The organism is Chitinophaga sancti (assembly GCF_034424315.1).
In the GTDB taxonomy this organism is placed as follows: domain Bacteria; phylum Bacteroidota; class Bacteroidia; order Chitinophagales; family Chitinophagaceae; genus Chitinophaga; species Chitinophaga sancti.
In genome coordinates, this window is record NZ_CP139972.1 from 1,930,149 (window position 1) to 1,946,886 (window position 16,738).

General features: G+C 41.9%; 20 protein-coding genes. 8 read left to right on the forward strand and 12 right to left on the reverse strand.

Annotated elements, in window-relative coordinates; all coding sequences use genetic code 11:
* On the forward strand, nucleotides 1-351 hold the full coding sequence (locus U0033_RS07380; RefSeq protein WP_245801787.1) for a prokaryotic E2 ligase family D protein: 351 nt from the start codon (nucleotides 1-3) through the stop codon (nucleotides 349-351).
* Nucleotides 351-1,157, forward strand: coding sequence for a PRTRC system ThiF family protein (locus U0033_RS07385; protein ID WP_072362449.1), 807 nt, complete (start codon nucleotides 351-353; stop codon nucleotides 1,155-1,157). Before U0033_RS07380 ends, U0033_RS07385 begins: the two co-directional genes overlap by 1 nt.
* Before the next feature lie 234 nt (nucleotides 1,158-1,391).
* Here the strand turns inward: U0033_RS07385 and U0033_RS07390 are convergent, their stop codons facing one another.
* The 7 genes from U0033_RS07390 to U0033_RS07420 all read right to left on the reverse strand — a co-directional run bounded on the left by U0033_RS07390 (nucleotide 1,392) and on the right by U0033_RS07420 (nucleotide 6,683).
* Nucleotides 1,392-2,114, reverse strand: a complete 723-nt coding sequence (locus U0033_RS07390) for a response regulator (RefSeq protein ID WP_072362448.1) — start codon at nucleotides 2,112-2,114, stop codon at nucleotides 1,392-1,394.
* 277 nt (nucleotides 2,115-2,391) lie between these two features.
* Nucleotides 2,392-2,685: a helix-turn-helix domain-containing protein gene (locus U0033_RS07395; protein WP_072362447.1), complete on the reverse strand. Its 294-nt coding sequence runs from the start codon at nucleotides 2,683-2,685 to the stop codon at nucleotides 2,392-2,394.
* Complete coding sequence (locus U0033_RS07400) at nucleotides 2,666-2,977, reverse strand: helix-turn-helix domain-containing protein (RefSeq protein WP_072362446.1); 312 nt, start codon at nucleotides 2,975-2,977, stop codon at nucleotides 2,666-2,668. Before U0033_RS07400 ends, U0033_RS07395 begins: the two co-directional genes overlap by 20 nt.
* Before the next feature lie 209 nt (nucleotides 2,978-3,186).
* A complete protein-coding gene (locus U0033_RS07405; protein ID WP_072362445.1) occupies nucleotides 3,187-3,786 on the reverse strand; it encodes a DUF6624 domain-containing protein in 600 nt (199 codons plus the stop codon).
* Entirely contained in the window at nucleotides 3,787-4,062 is a 276-nt protein-coding gene (locus U0033_RS07410) for a molybdenum ABC transporter permease (RefSeq protein WP_072362444.1), read from the reverse strand. It lies immediately after the preceding gene.
* Nucleotides 4,063-4,230: 168 nt separating this feature from the next.
* Nucleotides 4,231-5,379 (reverse strand): MFS transporter, encoded by a 1,149-nt coding sequence (locus U0033_RS07415; protein WP_072362443.1) that lies wholly within the window; start codon nucleotides 5,377-5,379, stop codon nucleotides 4,231-4,233.
* Between the two features lie 38 nt (nucleotides 5,380-5,417).
* Nucleotides 5,418-6,683, reverse strand: a complete 1,266-nt coding sequence (locus tag U0033_RS07420) for a serine hydrolase domain-containing protein (protein ID WP_245801786.1) — start codon at nucleotides 6,681-6,683, stop codon at nucleotides 5,418-5,420.
* A 119-nt stretch (nucleotides 6,684-6,802) separates the two neighbouring features.
* Here U0033_RS07420 and U0033_RS07425 point away from each other — a divergent pair, with 119 nt between their 5' ends.
* The 3 genes from U0033_RS07425 to U0033_RS07435 all read left to right on the forward strand — a co-directional run bounded on the left by U0033_RS07425 (nucleotide 6,803) and on the right by U0033_RS07435 (nucleotide 9,741).
* Nucleotides 6,803-7,690 (forward strand): LysR family transcriptional regulator, encoded by an 888-nt coding sequence (locus U0033_RS07425; protein WP_072362442.1) that lies wholly within the window; start codon nucleotides 6,803-6,805, stop codon nucleotides 7,688-7,690.
* Between the two features lie 64 nt (nucleotides 7,691-7,754).
* Nucleotides 7,755-8,660 carry a helix-turn-helix domain-containing protein gene (locus tag U0033_RS07430; RefSeq protein WP_072362441.1) on the forward strand — a complete coding sequence of 302 codons (906 nt, stop codon included), beginning with the start codon at nucleotides 7,755-7,757 and terminating at the stop codon, nucleotides 8,658-8,660.
* A 79-nt stretch (nucleotides 8,661-8,739) separates the two neighbouring features.
* Complete coding sequence (locus U0033_RS07435; RefSeq protein WP_072362440.1) at nucleotides 8,740-9,741, forward strand: aldo/keto reductase; 1,002 nt, start codon at nucleotides 8,740-8,742, stop codon at nucleotides 9,739-9,741.
* Nucleotides 9,742-10,372: 631 nt separating this feature from the next.
* Here the strand turns inward: U0033_RS07435 and U0033_RS07440 are convergent.
* On the reverse strand, nucleotides 10,373-11,260 hold the full coding sequence (locus U0033_RS07440) for a LysR family transcriptional regulator (RefSeq protein WP_072362439.1): 888 nt from the start codon (nucleotides 11,258-11,260) through the stop codon (nucleotides 10,373-10,375).
* A gap of 93 nt (nucleotides 11,261-11,353) precedes the next feature.
* On the opposite strand from U0033_RS07440, the gene U0033_RS07445 reads away from it, so the two are divergent.
* Genes U0033_RS07445 through U0033_RS07455 form a run of 3 tightly spaced genes read left to right on the forward strand, consistent with a single transcriptional unit; the run spans nucleotide 11,354 to nucleotide 13,277 of the window.
* Nucleotides 11,354-11,962 (forward strand): NAD(P)H-dependent oxidoreductase, encoded by a 609-nt coding sequence (locus U0033_RS07445; protein WP_072362438.1) that lies wholly within the window; start codon nucleotides 11,354-11,356, stop codon nucleotides 11,960-11,962.
* A 9-nt stretch (nucleotides 11,963-11,971) separates the two neighbouring features.
* Nucleotides 11,972-12,973, forward strand: a complete 1,002-nt coding sequence (locus tag U0033_RS07450) for a zinc-dependent alcohol dehydrogenase family protein (RefSeq protein WP_072362437.1) — start codon at nucleotides 11,972-11,974, stop codon at nucleotides 12,971-12,973.
* Nucleotides 12,974-12,980: 7 nt separating this feature from the next.
* Nucleotides 12,981-13,277, forward strand: coding sequence for a putative quinol monooxygenase (locus U0033_RS07455; protein WP_072362436.1), 297 nt, complete (start codon nucleotides 12,981-12,983; stop codon nucleotides 13,275-13,277).
* Nucleotides 13,278-13,366: 89 nt separating this feature from the next.
* Here U0033_RS07455 and U0033_RS07460 read toward each other — a convergent pair whose 3' ends face one another.
* The 4 genes from U0033_RS07460 to traM all read right to left on the reverse strand — a co-directional run bounded on the left by U0033_RS07460 (nucleotide 13,367) and on the right by traM (nucleotide 16,302).
* The gene (locus U0033_RS07460; RefSeq protein WP_072362435.1) at nucleotides 13,367-13,816 is read right to left on the reverse strand and encodes a DUF3872 domain-containing protein; all 450 of its coding nucleotides are present in this window, start codon (nucleotides 13,814-13,816) and stop codon (nucleotides 13,367-13,369) included.
* Between the two features lie 12 nt (nucleotides 13,817-13,828).
* Nucleotides 13,829-14,389: a conjugal transfer protein TraO gene (locus U0033_RS07465; RefSeq protein WP_072362434.1), complete on the reverse strand. Its 561-nt coding sequence runs from the start codon at nucleotides 14,387-14,389 to the stop codon at nucleotides 13,829-13,831.
* 27 nt (nucleotides 14,390-14,416) lie between these two features.
* Nucleotides 14,417-15,310 (reverse strand): conjugative transposon protein TraN, encoded by an 894-nt coding sequence (gene traN, locus U0033_RS07470; RefSeq protein ID WP_072362433.1) that lies wholly within the window; start codon nucleotides 15,308-15,310, stop codon nucleotides 14,417-14,419.
* 86 nt (nucleotides 15,311-15,396) lie between these two features.
* Nucleotides 15,397-16,302, reverse strand: a complete 906-nt coding sequence (gene traM, locus U0033_RS07475; protein ID WP_245801785.1) for a conjugative transposon protein TraM — start codon at nucleotides 16,300-16,302, stop codon at nucleotides 15,397-15,399.
* Nucleotides 16,303-16,738: the final 436 nt, after the last annotated feature.

A 16,738-nucleotide genomic window follows, 5' to 3' on the forward strand; every position in this document is an offset into this window, starting at 1 on the left:
ATGCTGTGGTTTGCCAATAAAAACAGTCTTGCCGTTTTTGCCCTTGCAACAGACAGCAGACCAACAGAAAAAACGCCGTTGCATTACGCCCCCTTTTTTAACATCTATGAAGATGGCAGGGTGTGTATGGGTACGGTGACTATCGACATCAAAAATTCGGCTTCGGTTGAGGAATTTATACAGGCGTGGGAAAGCTATTTTTTTAACAGCTACTTCAGCCACCTATTGGGAAGCCATAGCCCCATAAAAGGGAATTGCGTAAACGTATGGAAAGACCTTATCGGTACAGATAAACCCTTTCCGAAAAAGGTATTGAAAGGGAATAATAAGACACTTAAAAATCTATTGTGATGAATACAGAAAAAACAGCAGTCCATTTTACAGACAAGTATCTGATAAGTCCCACCAATCCCATTTCTGTAAACCTTATCGGGGCAGGTGGCACAGGTTCAAAGGTGTTGACCGCTTTAATGGAGATAAACGAGAGTTTGATAGCATTAGGGCACGCAGGGTTACAGGTGCGTTTGTGGGACGATGATGTTATCACCAATGCCAATTTAGGCAGACAGCGATTTTTTGAATGCGAAACTGGATTATACAAATCCGTAGCCCTGATAAACCGCATCAACCGTTGTATCGGTTCAAACTGGAAGGCCGAAACGGTAAAGTTTGAAAAGGACAAGTTTGGCAGACTGCCCGAAAATGCAAGGGCAACCGTTACCATAACCTGTGTGGATAATGTACAGGCGAGGTTTGGCGTTGCTGAAATCCTAAACGAAGCCAGCTACCGCAGACATTACCAAGATGAGCCAAAATATTGGCTGGATTTTGGCAACAGCCAAGATACAGGGCAAGTGCTGTTATCTACCATCGGGGAGATAAAACAGCCCAATTCAGAAAAGTACCAAACGGTGGCAAGCCTGCCATTTGTTACCGATGAATATGGCGAATTGCTGAAACAGTCCGAACAAGCGGACAACACGCCAAGCTGTTCACTTGCCGAAGCTTTGGAACACCAGGATTTGTTTATCAATTCATCATTGACACAAATGGGTTGCTCTTTATTGTGGAACCTGTTTCGCAGGGGAATGACCGAATACAAGGGATTTTTTCACAATCTGAAAGACTTCCGTACGCACCCGATAAAAGTCGCCTGACACGAAAAGTCGGGCGGCAAAAAGACACTCCCTTCCGATGGTCGGGGCAGTCTTTTTGCATCTAAGCGGTGCAACCCCATTGCCAAAATGATACGGCTACGCACCATCATCACAATCATTTTATCAAACAGGTTGCGACAGCATTTGCGTGGGATATTCGTTATCCCATTATTATTTTGGAAGACTTACTTTCTTTCGTGAGCTGAGCGAAAAAGAAAGTAACAAAGAAACCCGCTATTGGGGAAACTGTTTATAATATTTTTTGGCTATTTCATAAACGCCTGCGCTGAAATATTGGCCACCTCCGGATATTATCTTAATGGCTTTTTTGAGTTCTTCTGGATCAGCACCTTTTAATATATAGCCTTTTGCTCCGCAATTCAGCATCTTCACTACGTCCTGCACCTCATCGTTGACGCTAAAAGCCAGGATATTCGTCTGCGGATATTTTTCAAGCAATGCTTTGGCGGTTTCAAAGCCGTTCATTACGGGCATATTAATATCTACAATCATCACGTCGGGAACCTCTTCGCTCTGTTCCATTTTTTCCAATGCCGACTTTCCGTTTTCCGCTTCAAATATGACTTCAAAGGCACTATCTTCTCTTAGAAAATCACAGATACCCTTTCTTAGCAGGTCGTGGTCATCTACGAATGCCGTCTTAATTTTTCTTTCTTCGCTCATTGTCTTTATTTCGTTTTTTAAGATTAAAAAATTGTCGAAAGGCTTGGATGTGTCAGGCTGGCTATAAGATTGGGGTATGCCGCTGTCAACCGCAATGTTCCTAACATTGAAACGGTTAAGCCATTGTTTGAAATGAGCTATTTGAGCAGGTTGGAATTTTACGATTTCCCCGTTTTTAAGGGATATAATGAATGTATCTATACAGAGGGAAAAGGCTGATAGCTGCGACGCAGGGTGGTCAAATTCGGGGTAAAAAATATGCTCGTTATCCATACCATAATGTTTTAGGTGGTGGAAGCCTCGCACAAAAAAAAGAGCGCGGGCAACTACACTTACCGCACATTGAGGTACTGGTATACCCGACAACGAATAAGCGAGCGCCCACGCCTTTGACGTGAGCGTCCTTACTTATCTGTCCCGTTGTCTAAAAATTACCAGTTTTCAATGTGGGACTTAAAGCAAAAACACTTTAAGTATTTTCTATATTTTCAGCAGCAAAGATACTAAACTCATCCCTATCTGAAACCATATAAGACAGAAAAGGTTACAGTCAATGTGTTTTATGTGAAATGTAATTTTGTTCCAATACACTCATAATATCGGTTTCCTTGTAGATTATCTTGCCGCCGATCTGTATAAAGGGCAAGATGTTGTCGTCCCTGTATTGCTGTAATGTTCGTTTGCTGATATGTAATAACCTGCAAACATCTTCGCCTGTTAAATATATTTGGCCGTTCATCACAGGGCGGTAATTCTTCAGTATTGCTTGAATACGGCTTTTTAACGCTGTTATCATCTGTTGTTGCTCGATGATTTCTTCGGCTTCATTTGTTAGTAAATCCATTATCGTTGGTATTGTACGGCTGTCCGGCTTCGAGCAAAGCCCGTACATCCGAAAGTTTGTAATAGTTTTTGCGGTTCAGTTTGGAGTAAGGCAATACCCCTTTGTCTTTGTACGTCTGCAAAGTGCGCTTGGTAATGTTCATCATCAGGCACACCTCCTGGTTATCGAGCCATTGCTCTTCCTTGAAAATCGAGCTGTATTTGCGAGTAGCACTTTCGGTTAGTTCCAGAAGTGCTTTCAGCTCATTTTTCATTCCCTCCAGCGCTGATTTCTGTATTGCGATAACTTCCATAGTTTGCTTCTTTTTTGCTGCGGAAGTCGAATTTATAAATGTCTATTACAGGATTGGGAAAGATTGCGTTAAGAGGCAGTGTTTGGCGGTATTTGGCGGGTTATACTATCACTATAAAACAAAAACGGACAACCAAAAGTTATCCGCCTTTCATATCGTTTTTGCTATGTAGCAACCCAACCGCTGCCAAACCCTTTTTATTTGTTGTTTTATTTTGTCCAACCGACAGTTATTTTCCATTCTTCAACCTCCTGTTTTCTTTTTCCAAAGTCTGCGGGTGGCAATTGATTTTCATCCTCTGCTTGTCTTCTTATAAATTCTGTTTGTTCTTGAAGCGTGTTTAGCCCGATTAAATTTCTTCTTTCATTTACTTTGATTAGGTCATCAAAATGATTTGGACTTAAATTTCCGTTTGCATCCCAATCGAACTGCGTTCCATAAAGTTGTTGTTTCCCTTCAAATACTGCTATTCGGTCAGTTAGATACGCTAAATTTTTAGGATCTGCTTTATTTTCTTTAACCGCAGTTTCCAGCAATTCTGCGCATTTTTTCATAAGCGCTGGTTGTTCGATTGAATGCTGTATTATCAACCACGTTGCTTCATTTGCTTCACTACCAACTTTGTCAATTGTTGGATAGCCGATTGCGTCTATTATGCCGCTTAGTATTTTAGCATTTCTGTTGTGCAACTCTTTCATTTCTTCGTTATACCCTTCAGTAAGTTGTCCGTTTTGAACAAGCTTATCCCTTAATTCTAAATCAGCATTTTTTAAGTCAATGATATTTTCAGCAATGCTTTTAAAGTCCATTTATTTTTTAATTTCAGTGTTGCTGTTTTGTAATTTTTCTTTGTCCTTTTTCTCACGGGAATAAACCCACAACGATAACAGCCCGAAAATAATCAGTGCGTAAGCTACCCATTTTCCAACCTTTTCAATCAATTTAATGAAGACTGAACTTTCGTAAGACGAAAAGCCCTCTGCTCCGGTATCGCTTCGTCTGTAAAACTTTCTTCTGTTAATCCAGTAACGAAGTCCCAAGCCTGCAACCAAAAATATTATCCCTATAACCAATGATGATACCATATCCTCACATTTTTAATTTCATAGTATAAATTTAAGAAATATTGATGAACCCCTAAAATGCACGTAAGACGATACACTATAAATAGAAAACGGCTTACCATTGAGATAAGCCGCTACCGAACAGATTGAAATGGTACGGAAGATTTTAAAACCATAAATCAATCGGGGCTAAATCCGCTGCTTTCTTTCCAGTAGATATCTAAGCCCTACCATAGCTATAGCGGCAACACCAAAAACTGCACCGACCCAAGGAGCAATTGCAACCCCACTGTGAAAGATGAACCATCCGCTTACTGTAGTGCCAACTGCCACGCCCAAATTGCCGAATGATGTTGCCAGACTATTGGCAAACTCCAAAGCGTTAGGTGCAGCAGAGATCATGTAGGCAGATGCGTTCAGGAAGCATGGTGCATAAAAGAACCCCCAAATGGCGATTACGGCAACCGTTGCAATTGTACTGCCTTCTGATAAATAAAGGGCAAAGGGAATAATAACTGTACCCGATAAAAACAGTGCGGCTGTTATGGGAATGCTTCTACCGAGCAACTTCCCCGCAAGCCAGTTAGATAAAACGCCGGTAATCCCAAATAATAACAGCATATAGCTTGCCATGTCACCAGTCATGTTCTTGGTTTTGCTAATATAATCGGCAAAATAGCTGTATGTAGAAAACCACGCAGCGATCATAAAAAAGTTCATGGTCGTACTGATAATGAAAGTCTTATTCTTAAGTATGCTCAACTGGCTTCCATAAGATTTCTTTTCCTTCACAGGCATAGTCGGTAGCCCTTTCCAGATGGCAATCAGGGCAATCATCGTAACCAGTGCCTGTACCAAAAAGGATGCCTGCCAGTTGAGCCTTCCTGCCAACCAGGTTGCAAGAGGTACGGTAGTCACCATCGTAATGGCAATCCCACCTAACACAATCCCCATCATTTCATTTTTTATTTTATCGTTTACCCCTGATGTTGCTGCTGCAATTGCTACAGCAATATATACTGGTTGCAGAAAAGCTGGCAGGATTCTTACCAGCAGCAGCAACCAGAATGGCGGTGCAAATGCGGAAACGATCCCAGTAATGAGAAAAATAGAAATTGCCGTCATCATTACTTTTTTCCGGTCAAATTCCGATGCAAGCAATGTCATAAACGGCCCTGTAAGTGCGATAACCATTGCAAAGGCACTTAATAGAATGCCTGCTTTTTCAATGGAGATGTGGTAGTGCTCTGCCAACTGTGGTAGAATCCCTATGACACCAAACTCTGTGGTGATCACACCAATCATTCCCAAACATCCGATGTACGCAATTCTTTTCATATCTTTTTATGCCGTTATTTAATAGATGGTATTTCAAATTACTCATTCAGGGTAGAATAGATCACATTCTTGAACAGATGCCCTATATCCTCAGAATAAGCATCGTATTCCTGTGTATAAACAAGTCCTATAAGGTTTTGCTCCTTGTCGACCCAGTAGTGAGTATTAAAAATACCTCCCCAATAAAAAGTTCCTACACCGGGAGATTGCATGTATTTGTTTTCTTTTGTAATTAAGGCAACGCCAAGACCAAACTGCAACGAAACAGGTCTTTTTATATCCTCTGAAAGCTGGTTGGTCAACATGAGTTCCAAAGTTTTTGCCCCGATAAGTCTTTTCCCTCCGGCATATCCGTTGTTGAGAAATAGGGTCAGGAATTTACCGTAATCGCTTGTTGTGGAAACCAATCCAGCTCCTCCTGAAAGGTAAATGTTGTCGGCTAATGGATAATCGGGATCATTGCCTTCATAAATCGAAGTATTTACATTCCTGAAAATTCCTTCTTTGTCCTTGATGGATAGTGCAACCAGACGGGATGCTTTTTCCTTTGGCAGATGGAAGTAGGTGTCCTTCATTTCTAAAGGTTCAAAAATCCGGTTTCGAAAAAAATCGTCTAATGAAACGCCACTCCAGATTTCAATCAGGCGTCCCAGTACATCATCGTTGAGTCCATAGGTGAATGCTGTGCCAGGCTGATGAACCAGCGGTTGCTCTGCCAGCAACTGGATTTTGGTCTTTAATTCGCCCTTGCTGCCGATACCAGAAGCTATTCCCGCTTTGGCATAAATCGCATTAATGGTCGGGTTGCCGGAAAATACGGGATAGGCAATCCCGGATGTATGCCGAAACAGGTCGCGTACAGTTATTTCACGCTCCATTGGCAGGGTTGTATAACTGCTATCTACCGGATTGAACCTATCCAGCACCTGAATGTTCTTAAACTCCGGGATGTACCTGGAAACGGGATCATCCAGCAGGAACTTACCTTCTTCCCAGAGCATGAGTGCAGCAAGGCTGGTTACCGCTTTGGTTTGTGAAGCAATACGGAAGATATGGTCGGTACGCATCTCTATTTTCTTTTTCGGATCGGCATAGCCAAATGCTTTGTTGTACACTGGCTTTCCATTTTTGAGGAGGAGGATAGTGATGCCCACTGTCTGTTTTTTGTAGAGCATTTCCGTTGCCAGTTTGTCTATCCTAGAATTTTGAGCTGCATCTGTTTGGGCATAAAGCTGGGGAACTGCTATTATTCCTATGCTGGTCAGCATCATTAGAAATACATAGTGCATAAAAGTTGAGATCATTTTTTTCATCATTTAGGTATGTTGGAATTTAAACAACGATGCAAAGTTGGGGATACTTACTCTATAAAGAAAATAAGGTGATTTATCAAAGCCCATAAATTTATTTATAAATTTGCGGTATGGTAAATTTGGAATGGTACAGGACATTTAAGGCGATCTATCAGACCGGTTCGCTTACTGCGGCATCAAAGGCATTGTTTATATCCCAACCTAACGTTAGCCAGCATCTTTCTGCATTGGAAGCACATGTGGGCAGGCAGCTTTTTGAACGAAAACCACGACTGGTTCCCACGGACTACGGTAAACTATTCTACACGCAAATGGTAGAGCCTCTGGAAAAACTTGAAGAAATTGAAACCGACTTCAAGGCGATATGCTGTTTGTCGCAACTGCCTATCGTTCGCATCGGCACCGTGAAAGAGTTCTTCCATGCCGTTTCTTCCAGACATCTTTCGGCTATCCCTGCCAGCCTGCTGGTTTCTTTTGGCCTTACAAAAGAACTCATCGCCAAACTCCCGAAAGGTGAATTGGATTTCGTAATTGCTACCCAGAGAACGGAAGAAAAAAACATCATCTATGAGCCCATTCTAAAAGAAGAGTTTGCCATTGTTGGAAATCATTCGATGGATATATCCGGCTTTAAAAAATTCATAAAGGCTAAAGAGTGGGAAAGTGCAGAAGAATGGCTACTTAGGCAAACATGGTTTACCTACAGTGCTGATCTGGCCATTATACGAAGATTTTGGTTGCAAAACTTCAAAAAGAGACCGGCTTTGAAACCCCGCTTTACGATACCGGACATGCAGGTCATTCTAGAGGCGATAGGTACAGGTGAGGGCTTAACCATTACGGCTGATTACCTTACCGGGGAATTGTTAGCGGAAAAGAAACTGAAACTGGTCTGGAAAGGGCACACAGTCACCGAAAATACCCTTTACCTTGCCTACGACAAAACAAAGGTCACGACAGCCCAGATAAAAATTGCACACCTGCTTTTTGATAAATAGGGTATCAGAAAAGCAAACCATGTAGATCTGTAAAGAGTTTGTTTGATTTTTATAAATTTACAGCATGAAACAAGCAGAGAGCGTTAGCGATTTTTACAGCAGGCTACCCAGTCATGCGCCGACAGATGTTCCTTTGGATAATGCGGGCATCGGGCACATCAACGTATTCAGCAGGGAGACCTGCGCTGTGGTAAGTCCGTACAGCCGTCGTGATTTCTATAAGGTTTCCCTGATTATTGGCAAGGGTAAGATCTACTATGCGGATAAGTGGATACAGATCGACCGGCCGGCACTGCTTTTTTCAAATCCTGTCGTTCCCTATTCATGGGAAGCAGAATCCGAAGAGCAATCGGGCTGGTATTGCCTGTTTACCGAAGATTTCATCCAGCACAGCGAGCGGGTAAACAACCTGCGGGATTCACCTTTGTTCAGGATTGGATGTAACCCGATCTTCTTTCCAGGCGAGGCACAACTAAACGAAATTTCAGCTATATTTCAAAAAATGCAGGCGGAAATGTGTTCTGATTACCCGCATAAGTATGATGTGCTGCGCAGCTATCTGCACCTGCTCATCCATGGGGCAATGAAGAATAATCCGGCCACAAATTTTCATGCCCATGCCAATGCCTCTTCAAGGGTTTCTGCTTTATTTCTTGAATTGCTGGAAAGGCAGTTCCCGATCGATTCCCCTGCGCTTATTCTCAAACTGAAAAACCCTGCCGATTATGCCACCGCCCTTTCCGTACATATTAACCACCTCAATCGCTCCGTAAAAGAGGTGACCGGTAAAACCACAACCGCTCACATTGCAGCCCGAATCATTAAAGAGGCAAAGGCCTTATTGCAGCATACCGACTGGAACATCTCCGATATTGCCTACAGCCTGGGCTTTGAATATCCTTCCTATTTCACTTTATTCTTTAAAAAGCACACCGGTTCGGCACCAACCCGGTTGCGCCAGGCTGTTTGATTATTATAAAGATCTGTTTGTTACCTATAAGTCTGGTGATGGATTCCCTAGCTACATTTGAGGAATAAATCTAATAATTATGAAATACAGAAAACTTGGGACAACCAGCGAGCAGCTGTCTGCGCTCGGTCTTGGTTGCATGGGTATGAGCTTCGCTTATGGCCCTACAGATGACAAAGAAAGTTTAGCAACATTAGAGAAAGCACTTGACCTGGGTGTCAACTTTTGGGATACAGCAGATATGTATGCTAACGGTGCCAATGAAGAACTGATATCTAAAGTACTTGTACCCAACCGTGATAAAGTATTTATCGCTACAAAGTTTGGATTCCGTTTTAAGGATGGCATTGCTGGGCCAAGCAGTGCTGTGGGCACCTATTTTGATGGTTCTCCGGCCTGGATAAAAGTCGCCGTTGAACAGAGCCTTAAGCGGCTAAAAATTGACACCATAGACCTGTACTATGCCCATCGTGTCGACCCGAACGTTCCAATCGAGGATACCGTTGGTGCAATGGCTGATCTGGTAAAAGAAGGTAAAGTACGCTACCTTGGACTTAGCGAGGCTTCAGCGGCTTCCATCAGAAAAGCGCATGCCGTACATCCGATTGCTGCCCTGCAAAGTGAGTACTCGTTGCTTACCAGGGATGTGGAAAATGGAATATTGCAGACTGTTCGTGAACTTGGCATTTCACTTGTCCCTTATTCTCCCTTGGCACGAGGATTAGTCACCAATACACTTGATGTAAATATCCTGGCTGAAGACGATTTCAGGAGAACTTTGCCACGCTACCAGCAGGAAAACATAGCCAATAACAACAAGCTTATTATGGAATTTGCAGCATTTGCAGATACTAAAAGTTGTACGCCTGCCCAGCTTGCTCTCGCTTGGGTGTTAGCGCAGGGCGATGATATCATCCCAATCCCAGGAACCAAGAAAAGGAAATACCTGGAAGAGAACGTTGGGGCGATTGAAGTTAACCTGACAAGCACTGATCTTGTAACGATTGACGAGTTGATTAAGCAATATCCCGTAATCGGCGAACGGTATAGCGAAGGGGCTATGAAGATGGTCAATCATTGATCCATAAAACGCATACCATAAAATATTTAGTTATATTTTAAGAGCTAACAATATTCAAGTAGTCAATATCTATTAAACTTTCATCAATACATTTCTTAAATCCAATGATGCTTATTGATTAAGATCAAACTTAGAAAACTTTTTTTGTAGAAAGATATTATTGAAGCGTTTTTGCTTTAAGTCCGGTACTGAAACTTAGGAATTTCAACAACAGCAGGACAATAAGTACAGAACGCTCATGCTACCGCGTGGGCGCACTTATTGTTGTTGGGTTTCCTAAGACCTCAGTGCTGTAAGTTGCTGCCTGCGCTTATTTTTTCGCAGGCGGTATTGGAATTTAAAAACAGTATTGTGACATGAAAGCCGCCAGCTATTTTCCGGGATTTGATATCCCTCCTCAAAACTCCTCAAGTATATTACCGTTGTTAAGGATTTTAGCCTCATGTTGAAATCAGGTGAGATCATTAAATTCATTTTGCATGCAATCATCGGCAAGGGTTTTCAATTCCTGCAAACTTTCTTCCGGAACGCTAGTATATCGCAATGTAAAAAATACTTCCTTTGGTAAAAGAGCAGACCTTAAATCAAAACCGGCTTATTAACAGATAGACTGTTTTGGATTAAAAACAAACTACTGAAACTCGTCAATCAGCATTTTCTCTATCTGTTCTATTTCATCCATAAATAAGGATTGTTTTCGCTTTCCAAAATATAAGGTATTTTCAATGGGTTTATAGCCTTCCCATATCTTCCGAATCCTATTGCTATCCATCGCCTCTTTACATAAGAAATCAGGTAACACGGCGAGGCCGTTCCCTTCTGAAAGACATCTGATAATGGAGAATTTATTCGGCACAATATAATTGGGAACAAAACCAGGGCGCTCTCCAAAACTGTTTTCCCAGAAGAGGTTCAGAACTCCCATATCCGCTGCGGTACTGTACCATAGTTGAGCTTTCATCCAGTCATTTAGCTTAACTTTATCCTGTATCTGAAATCCCGAAATATCCGTATTCCTACCTGCGACAAGCACTAATCTTTCTACGGTGTAAGGAGTGTAAATACAACCATTTCCTGCGCTTTTGGAAGTGGTCAATATCAAGTCTGCAGAACCGCTTTCTAATGACTGTTCCAATTGGTCATTGCTCCCAAATTGCATGATCAAATTAAAGTTCAAGTTCGGAATATGCCTTTCCAAAACCTGCTGAAATGTTTCCACGCACATCCCCACGCTAACCGTTGCCCTGTCAGTGCCTGATTTTCGTTGGAAGCGGGTCTCAATATCTTCCAGGCATAACAACGAGTTGAGCATTTGCTGGTAAAGCAGCTTGCCCCTTTCGGTAGGTATCATTTTTCGGGGCGTACGTTCAAACAACGGGAAACCCGTATAGACTTCCAGTGCATTCAGGTGCAGGCCAATACCGGGCTGCGATACATAGAGCTGCTTTGCAGCTCCGCTCATTGTACCGGTTTCGTATATCGCACGGAATGTTCTGAACCACTCAAGATTTGCCTGCATTATAATAATAATTATAGTTTGGTCAAATTTACATTATTTTTATTAGATATAAAATCGAGATAGTTTTGCCATGTAATCATAAACAATAACAGGATGGCAAAAATATTTATTATCAATGGAGGGCAGGAGTTTGACGAATCGAAAGGTTTGTTCAACAGATTATTAAGTGAATGGACGGAAAATTTTCTGAACGAAAACGAATTTGAAGTCCGCATTACGCATATCGAAAGCGGCTACGATATACCAAAGGAAGTTGAAAATTTTGTGTGGGCAGATGTGATCGTTTGGCACACTCCAATCTGGTGGTTTCAGCTTCCCTACAAATTGAAACAATATATTGATCTGGTCTTTCAAAACGGACGTGGAACAATTTTCAAAAGTGACGGGCGTATACGTACCAATCCAGAAATCAATTATGGCACAGGCGGATTGATGCAAGGCAAAAAATACATGGTAACATCAAGCTGGAATGCTCCGGAAGGCGCTTTCACACTGGATGGCGAGTTGATGAGCCAAACATCCGTTGATAATGGCGTATTGTTCGGCTTCCATATCACGATGAAGTTTATCGGTTTATCCAAACTAGATGGTTTTCATTTTTATGACATTGTAAAAGGCTTGACTCCGGAGCGGTTTGAAGCTTATCGCAACGGATACCACCATCATTTGAAACAAGTTTTTGAACCATTAATAACAAATTGAAAATGTAAAATGAAGGCAATCACAATAAATAAGTTCGGGCATCCGAACGAAACGTTTGAAACAATTGAGTATCCTGTTCCCTTAATCGGCGACGATGATGTTTTGATTAAAGTAATGGCTACATCTATAAATCCGATTGACTATAAAATCAGAGGTGGGTATTTGCCTCATTTGGTCCCATCTTTTCCTGCTATCCTGCACTGCGATGTATCGGGAATTGTGGAGCAAGTGGGTAGTAATGTAACAGAATTTCAAATCGGGGATCATATTTACGGTTGCATCGGTGGTGTAGCAGGTATTGACGGAGCATTGGCTGAATATACAAAGGCTGATTACAGGTTATTATCCAGAATGCCCAAAAACCTCAACTTTGCAGAAGCCGCCGCCATTCCTTTGGTCGGCATTACAGCTTACGAAGCGATTTTTCAGCGGGCGAACATCCAGCCTGGGCAAAAAATATTGGTGTATGGAAGCATAGGCGGAGTTGGACATTTGGCATTGCAGTTCGCCAAGGCGTTGGGTGCCGAGGTTTATGCTACGGTTTCCAACGAAATGCAAGCTGTAATTGCTAAAAAACTGGGCGCAGATTACACGATCAATTATAAAGAAGAAACGGTTGAAAATTTTGTAGCTGAATATACGGGTGGTAAAGGGTTTGACCTTGTTTTTGACACCATTGGAAACCAAAATCTATATAACAGTTTTAATGCGGTTAAAATAAAAGGAACGGTAGTAACAACATTGTCTTTGGATACGATTGATATATCGCCTGTACACGAAAAAGCATTGGAATTTCATACCGTCTATATGATTATCCCGATCCTCTACAATGATATAGCAGGCAAAATAGAACACGGTCAAATCCTGAAACACATTACCCGACTGGTAGAACAGGGAAAAGTAAAACCATTGATCGATAAGCGAAAATTTACTTTTGGGCAAATTGCCGAGGCTCATCAATATGCCGAAACAAATGGAAATACAGGAAAAATAGCAATAACAGTAAACTAAAAATCAAATGAAAATTTATTTAACAGCAATTATTAGAAGTAAACCTGAACATACCGTCGAAGTGGTGCAGGTATTGGAGAATATGGTCATACAAACAACAAAAGAACCAGCCTGTATTCAGTATGATCTGCATCGAAGTATCCTCCAGGATGAAAACCTGTTTGTATTCTATGAGATATGGGAAAGCCAACAAGCATTGGACTTGCATAACGAACAATCCTATATCAAAGATTTTGGACAATTGGCAGATGAAAAATTACAAGAGAAACCAGAGATTTATTTAACCCGGAAAATTGAGAAATAATAGCATTACACTATAGACTTGCAAATAGGAAATAAAAACGGCTTAACCATAAAAAAGTTAAGCCGTTTTTTTGTGTACCGAAATACTAATTAATCACTACTGTTAAACTGAAAAGTCACTTGCTTTTCGTTCCCAAAGCTGTCCGAAATCCATACATCGAAAGACTGCGATACGGCAGACGTTGAAGTGTAGTACAAACGAAATTCCTCTGTAGGTAATTGGTACAGATCATTGGGTAGATACGGCGGATCATCGTAATGCCTTAATGTGCCCTGCCCATCAAACTGGAAATAGCGGAGGAAATACTGCGTATTGCTGTAATTGCCGGCACGCTGTATCGTAACGCGTATTTCTACCGTTTCTCCGTTGGCAACATCTTTCGGCACTGGCATCACTTTAATCTCGAAAGGAAAATCGTTCTGTATTTCGAGTTCATCGTCTTTGCTGCACGATACCAAAGTAACCGAGGCTGTCAGGATTGCCAAGAGTATATATATTGGCAGTAGCCTCATTCTGAATTTATTGAATATTGCTGTCATTGTTTTCACGTTTTAAAAGTTAAACCTTAATCCCACACCTGCGGACGGTCGGAACTGCTCCAGGTCCGTGCCCCAAAGGACTTTTGTACGCCCTTGCAGGACCAATACAAAACGGTCGGACAGGTACGTTTCAAAAGTGAGGCGACCGCCAGCTCCATAGATGAAATTGTCTTCGCTCAGGATCTTCGATCCGTCATACAACATTGTATCGCCATGATTGATGCTTTCGTAACCAACCACACCGGTTATGCCGAGGTTCAGTGTAATGTTCTTACGGGCATCGCCCAACAAAAAGAAGCTGTAACCGCCCTCTGCGCAGTAGGTTTCCTGCGGTATGCGAAGGTCTTTGTACTCGTGGTACTGGTGTGTATATTCCAATGCCCAAAGCTGGTAATTGCCGTTCTTCCTGTTTACCGTCATCAATGCACTGATGTAATAATCATTGCCGATTTTATCGTTGGAAAGTATGCCTGTGCTTATTTCCAATCCTCTCTGTTTAGGCAGCATACGTTGTGCCTGCGCCACTGTGATGCCCACTAAAATAAGCATCACGGTATAGATATACTTTTTCATTTTGTCGTTACTGTTTTAAATAGGTTATTAAAATTTCAGGTGCATATCGTTAATCAGGCGAGCCTTGATCAGATCCGAGTTTTCCACCTGGAGCGTTTGGTGCCTGCCGCCGTTTTTCTCGAAAATTTCAATAAGTAGTACTTTATCATCGGCAATGGTAAACTGGTCCAACAGGAAAACGTTTTGTTCGGTTGTTTTTCCGGCAATGCTGTTCAATGGCTTGTAGGTTCTCAACGGTGTTAGAGGATGCTCCTGTACTACGGTTCGTTTGGCAACCTTTTTATCTACTACTTTGAAATTGATGAAATCAATCTCGAAAGGCACATTGGTTTTGTTTCTTAATTCCGTATGGAAATAGTATTTGCCGTTGTGTATGTAGATGCCTTTAAGGATAAACTGGCTGCCAAAACTCTTAGCCCCGATGTGCTTTACAATGCGTTTATCCTTTTTGTAGATGGTTTTCAAAAGCAAGCCCGCCAATGACGGAGAATTGTTGCCCAATTCCTCAAAAAGCACATCATTACCGTTGGCTTTATCAACCGCCTTTTGCATTGTTAGCAGGTCATAGCTCATTGTCTCCGGGTAGGAACTGTAATACACGTTGAAGCTGTAAAAACGCCCGTCATTGGTGATAACGGAAAAGTTGGTTTCCGGCTCAAAGTTCCTTACCGATGCTTTTACACGCAATACATTTTCAGCATCCTCAGCTTTTCCTGCAATCAAGTATTCGCTGCCCAAATCCACGTAACGGATTGCGGTCGGGAAAATCAGGTGGGACGTTTTATCGTAGGTCACTTCCATACGGTACGGTTCTATCTTGCCCAGGGCAAGAGGCGTCCTGATGCTGTCCTGTGCATAAGAAGTAACGGCAAAGCCGATTATCAGGGCAAAAGCCCAAAAGGTTTTTAAATGATTTTTCATTGTCTTTAATATTAAATTTTAATGGAAATGAAGCTTGTTCCGCTCCACGGAACAGGTTTCATTGTTTTATTTATTTGAGTACAACATTATTTTTTAGATACCAGGAAGACCTGATGCCCTGCCTTTAGGGTTACTTTCGGTGTGCGCACTTTTTTGGCGAAATAGCCCGAAATGCCCTGTACCACACCACGGCTTAAGTCAGCGGCAACCTGTTGTCCGGCATTTTGTGTGAGCATTACGCTGGTTCCACCTGTCTGGCTCATATTGCCCGCCATTTCGGTAAGGGCATTCATTTCGGGAGAATAAGGAACGTACAAGCCTTGCTGTCCGTCCAAATCGTAAATGGTAATATCCACCGGGATGATATTACCTTCCAGTTCTATCGAGGTAACTTTTAGCTGTAACCTGCCGTTTTGAAATTTGGCATTAGCCGTTACAATAGTTCCTTTGGGGATGGTACGTTGTGGCGTTTGGGCAGCTTCTAACAATCGCAGCCTTACACCCATTTCGCCAACTACCGTTTGTGCTTCGTGTACACAGGCTTTGATACTATTTTTAGGCTGTGTTACCTGTTCAGTAGCACCTGCGGTATAGAAGCCACGGTTTTTAGCTTGGCTCCAATCGGCTGCAAAGGCACTGTCAGACGGTTCACGGTATAAAGCTGATACGGTATTTTTTCTTGTTGCTGTGAACGATACAAAATACTCTTTTTGGTTAGCACCCGCAGCCCCCGTAGCTGTGCCGTTGGCAGGTGCAGCACTTCCGTTGTTGGCATTTTGCGGAAGATATTTTGCTGCCATTTCGTAGGATTTCTCCATTAGCTTCAGTTGGTCGTCAACCGTGGCCACGGGTGGCACGTCTTTTTCCGCCAACTTCGCTTTCATTTCGTCCACTTGCCTGCGGAGTTCCATTGTTTCCGCATTTTCATAGAAAAGGGAGATATGATAGGTAAAATTGTTATCGTTACGGAATAGTAAGGAGGCTTTAGACATCTTTCCAGCCGGTGAGGGCTGTATTAGATTTTGTTAAATCCAGACAAGCACTGCCATTCCAGCGTAAGGAAAAAATATCCAGTCCGAAAGGTTCGGAAAACTTACTTCGAAAACCTAAAAGGTAATAAAGAAATCTTTGTTTTGACTGAACAGGCAAGTTTTATCTATGTTGAAAAGTGATATTTTTATCCGTTTTTGTATTCCTTTATAATTGTCTATTCTGCTTAACTTTGCACGTTGAATAGAAAATTGTAGTTGTTTAATTCTAAATAATTAACTCATTTAAAACCATTTAGAATAAATCATAAAATCGGATTTTGGTGTTTCTTTTGAGATCTTAATTAAAGAAAAAGCATAGGACATCCCGAGGAAAGTTATGCGTGAGGACTACGCAATTATCCTATTTTGATTTTAAGCAGCATATCAAAACAAATAC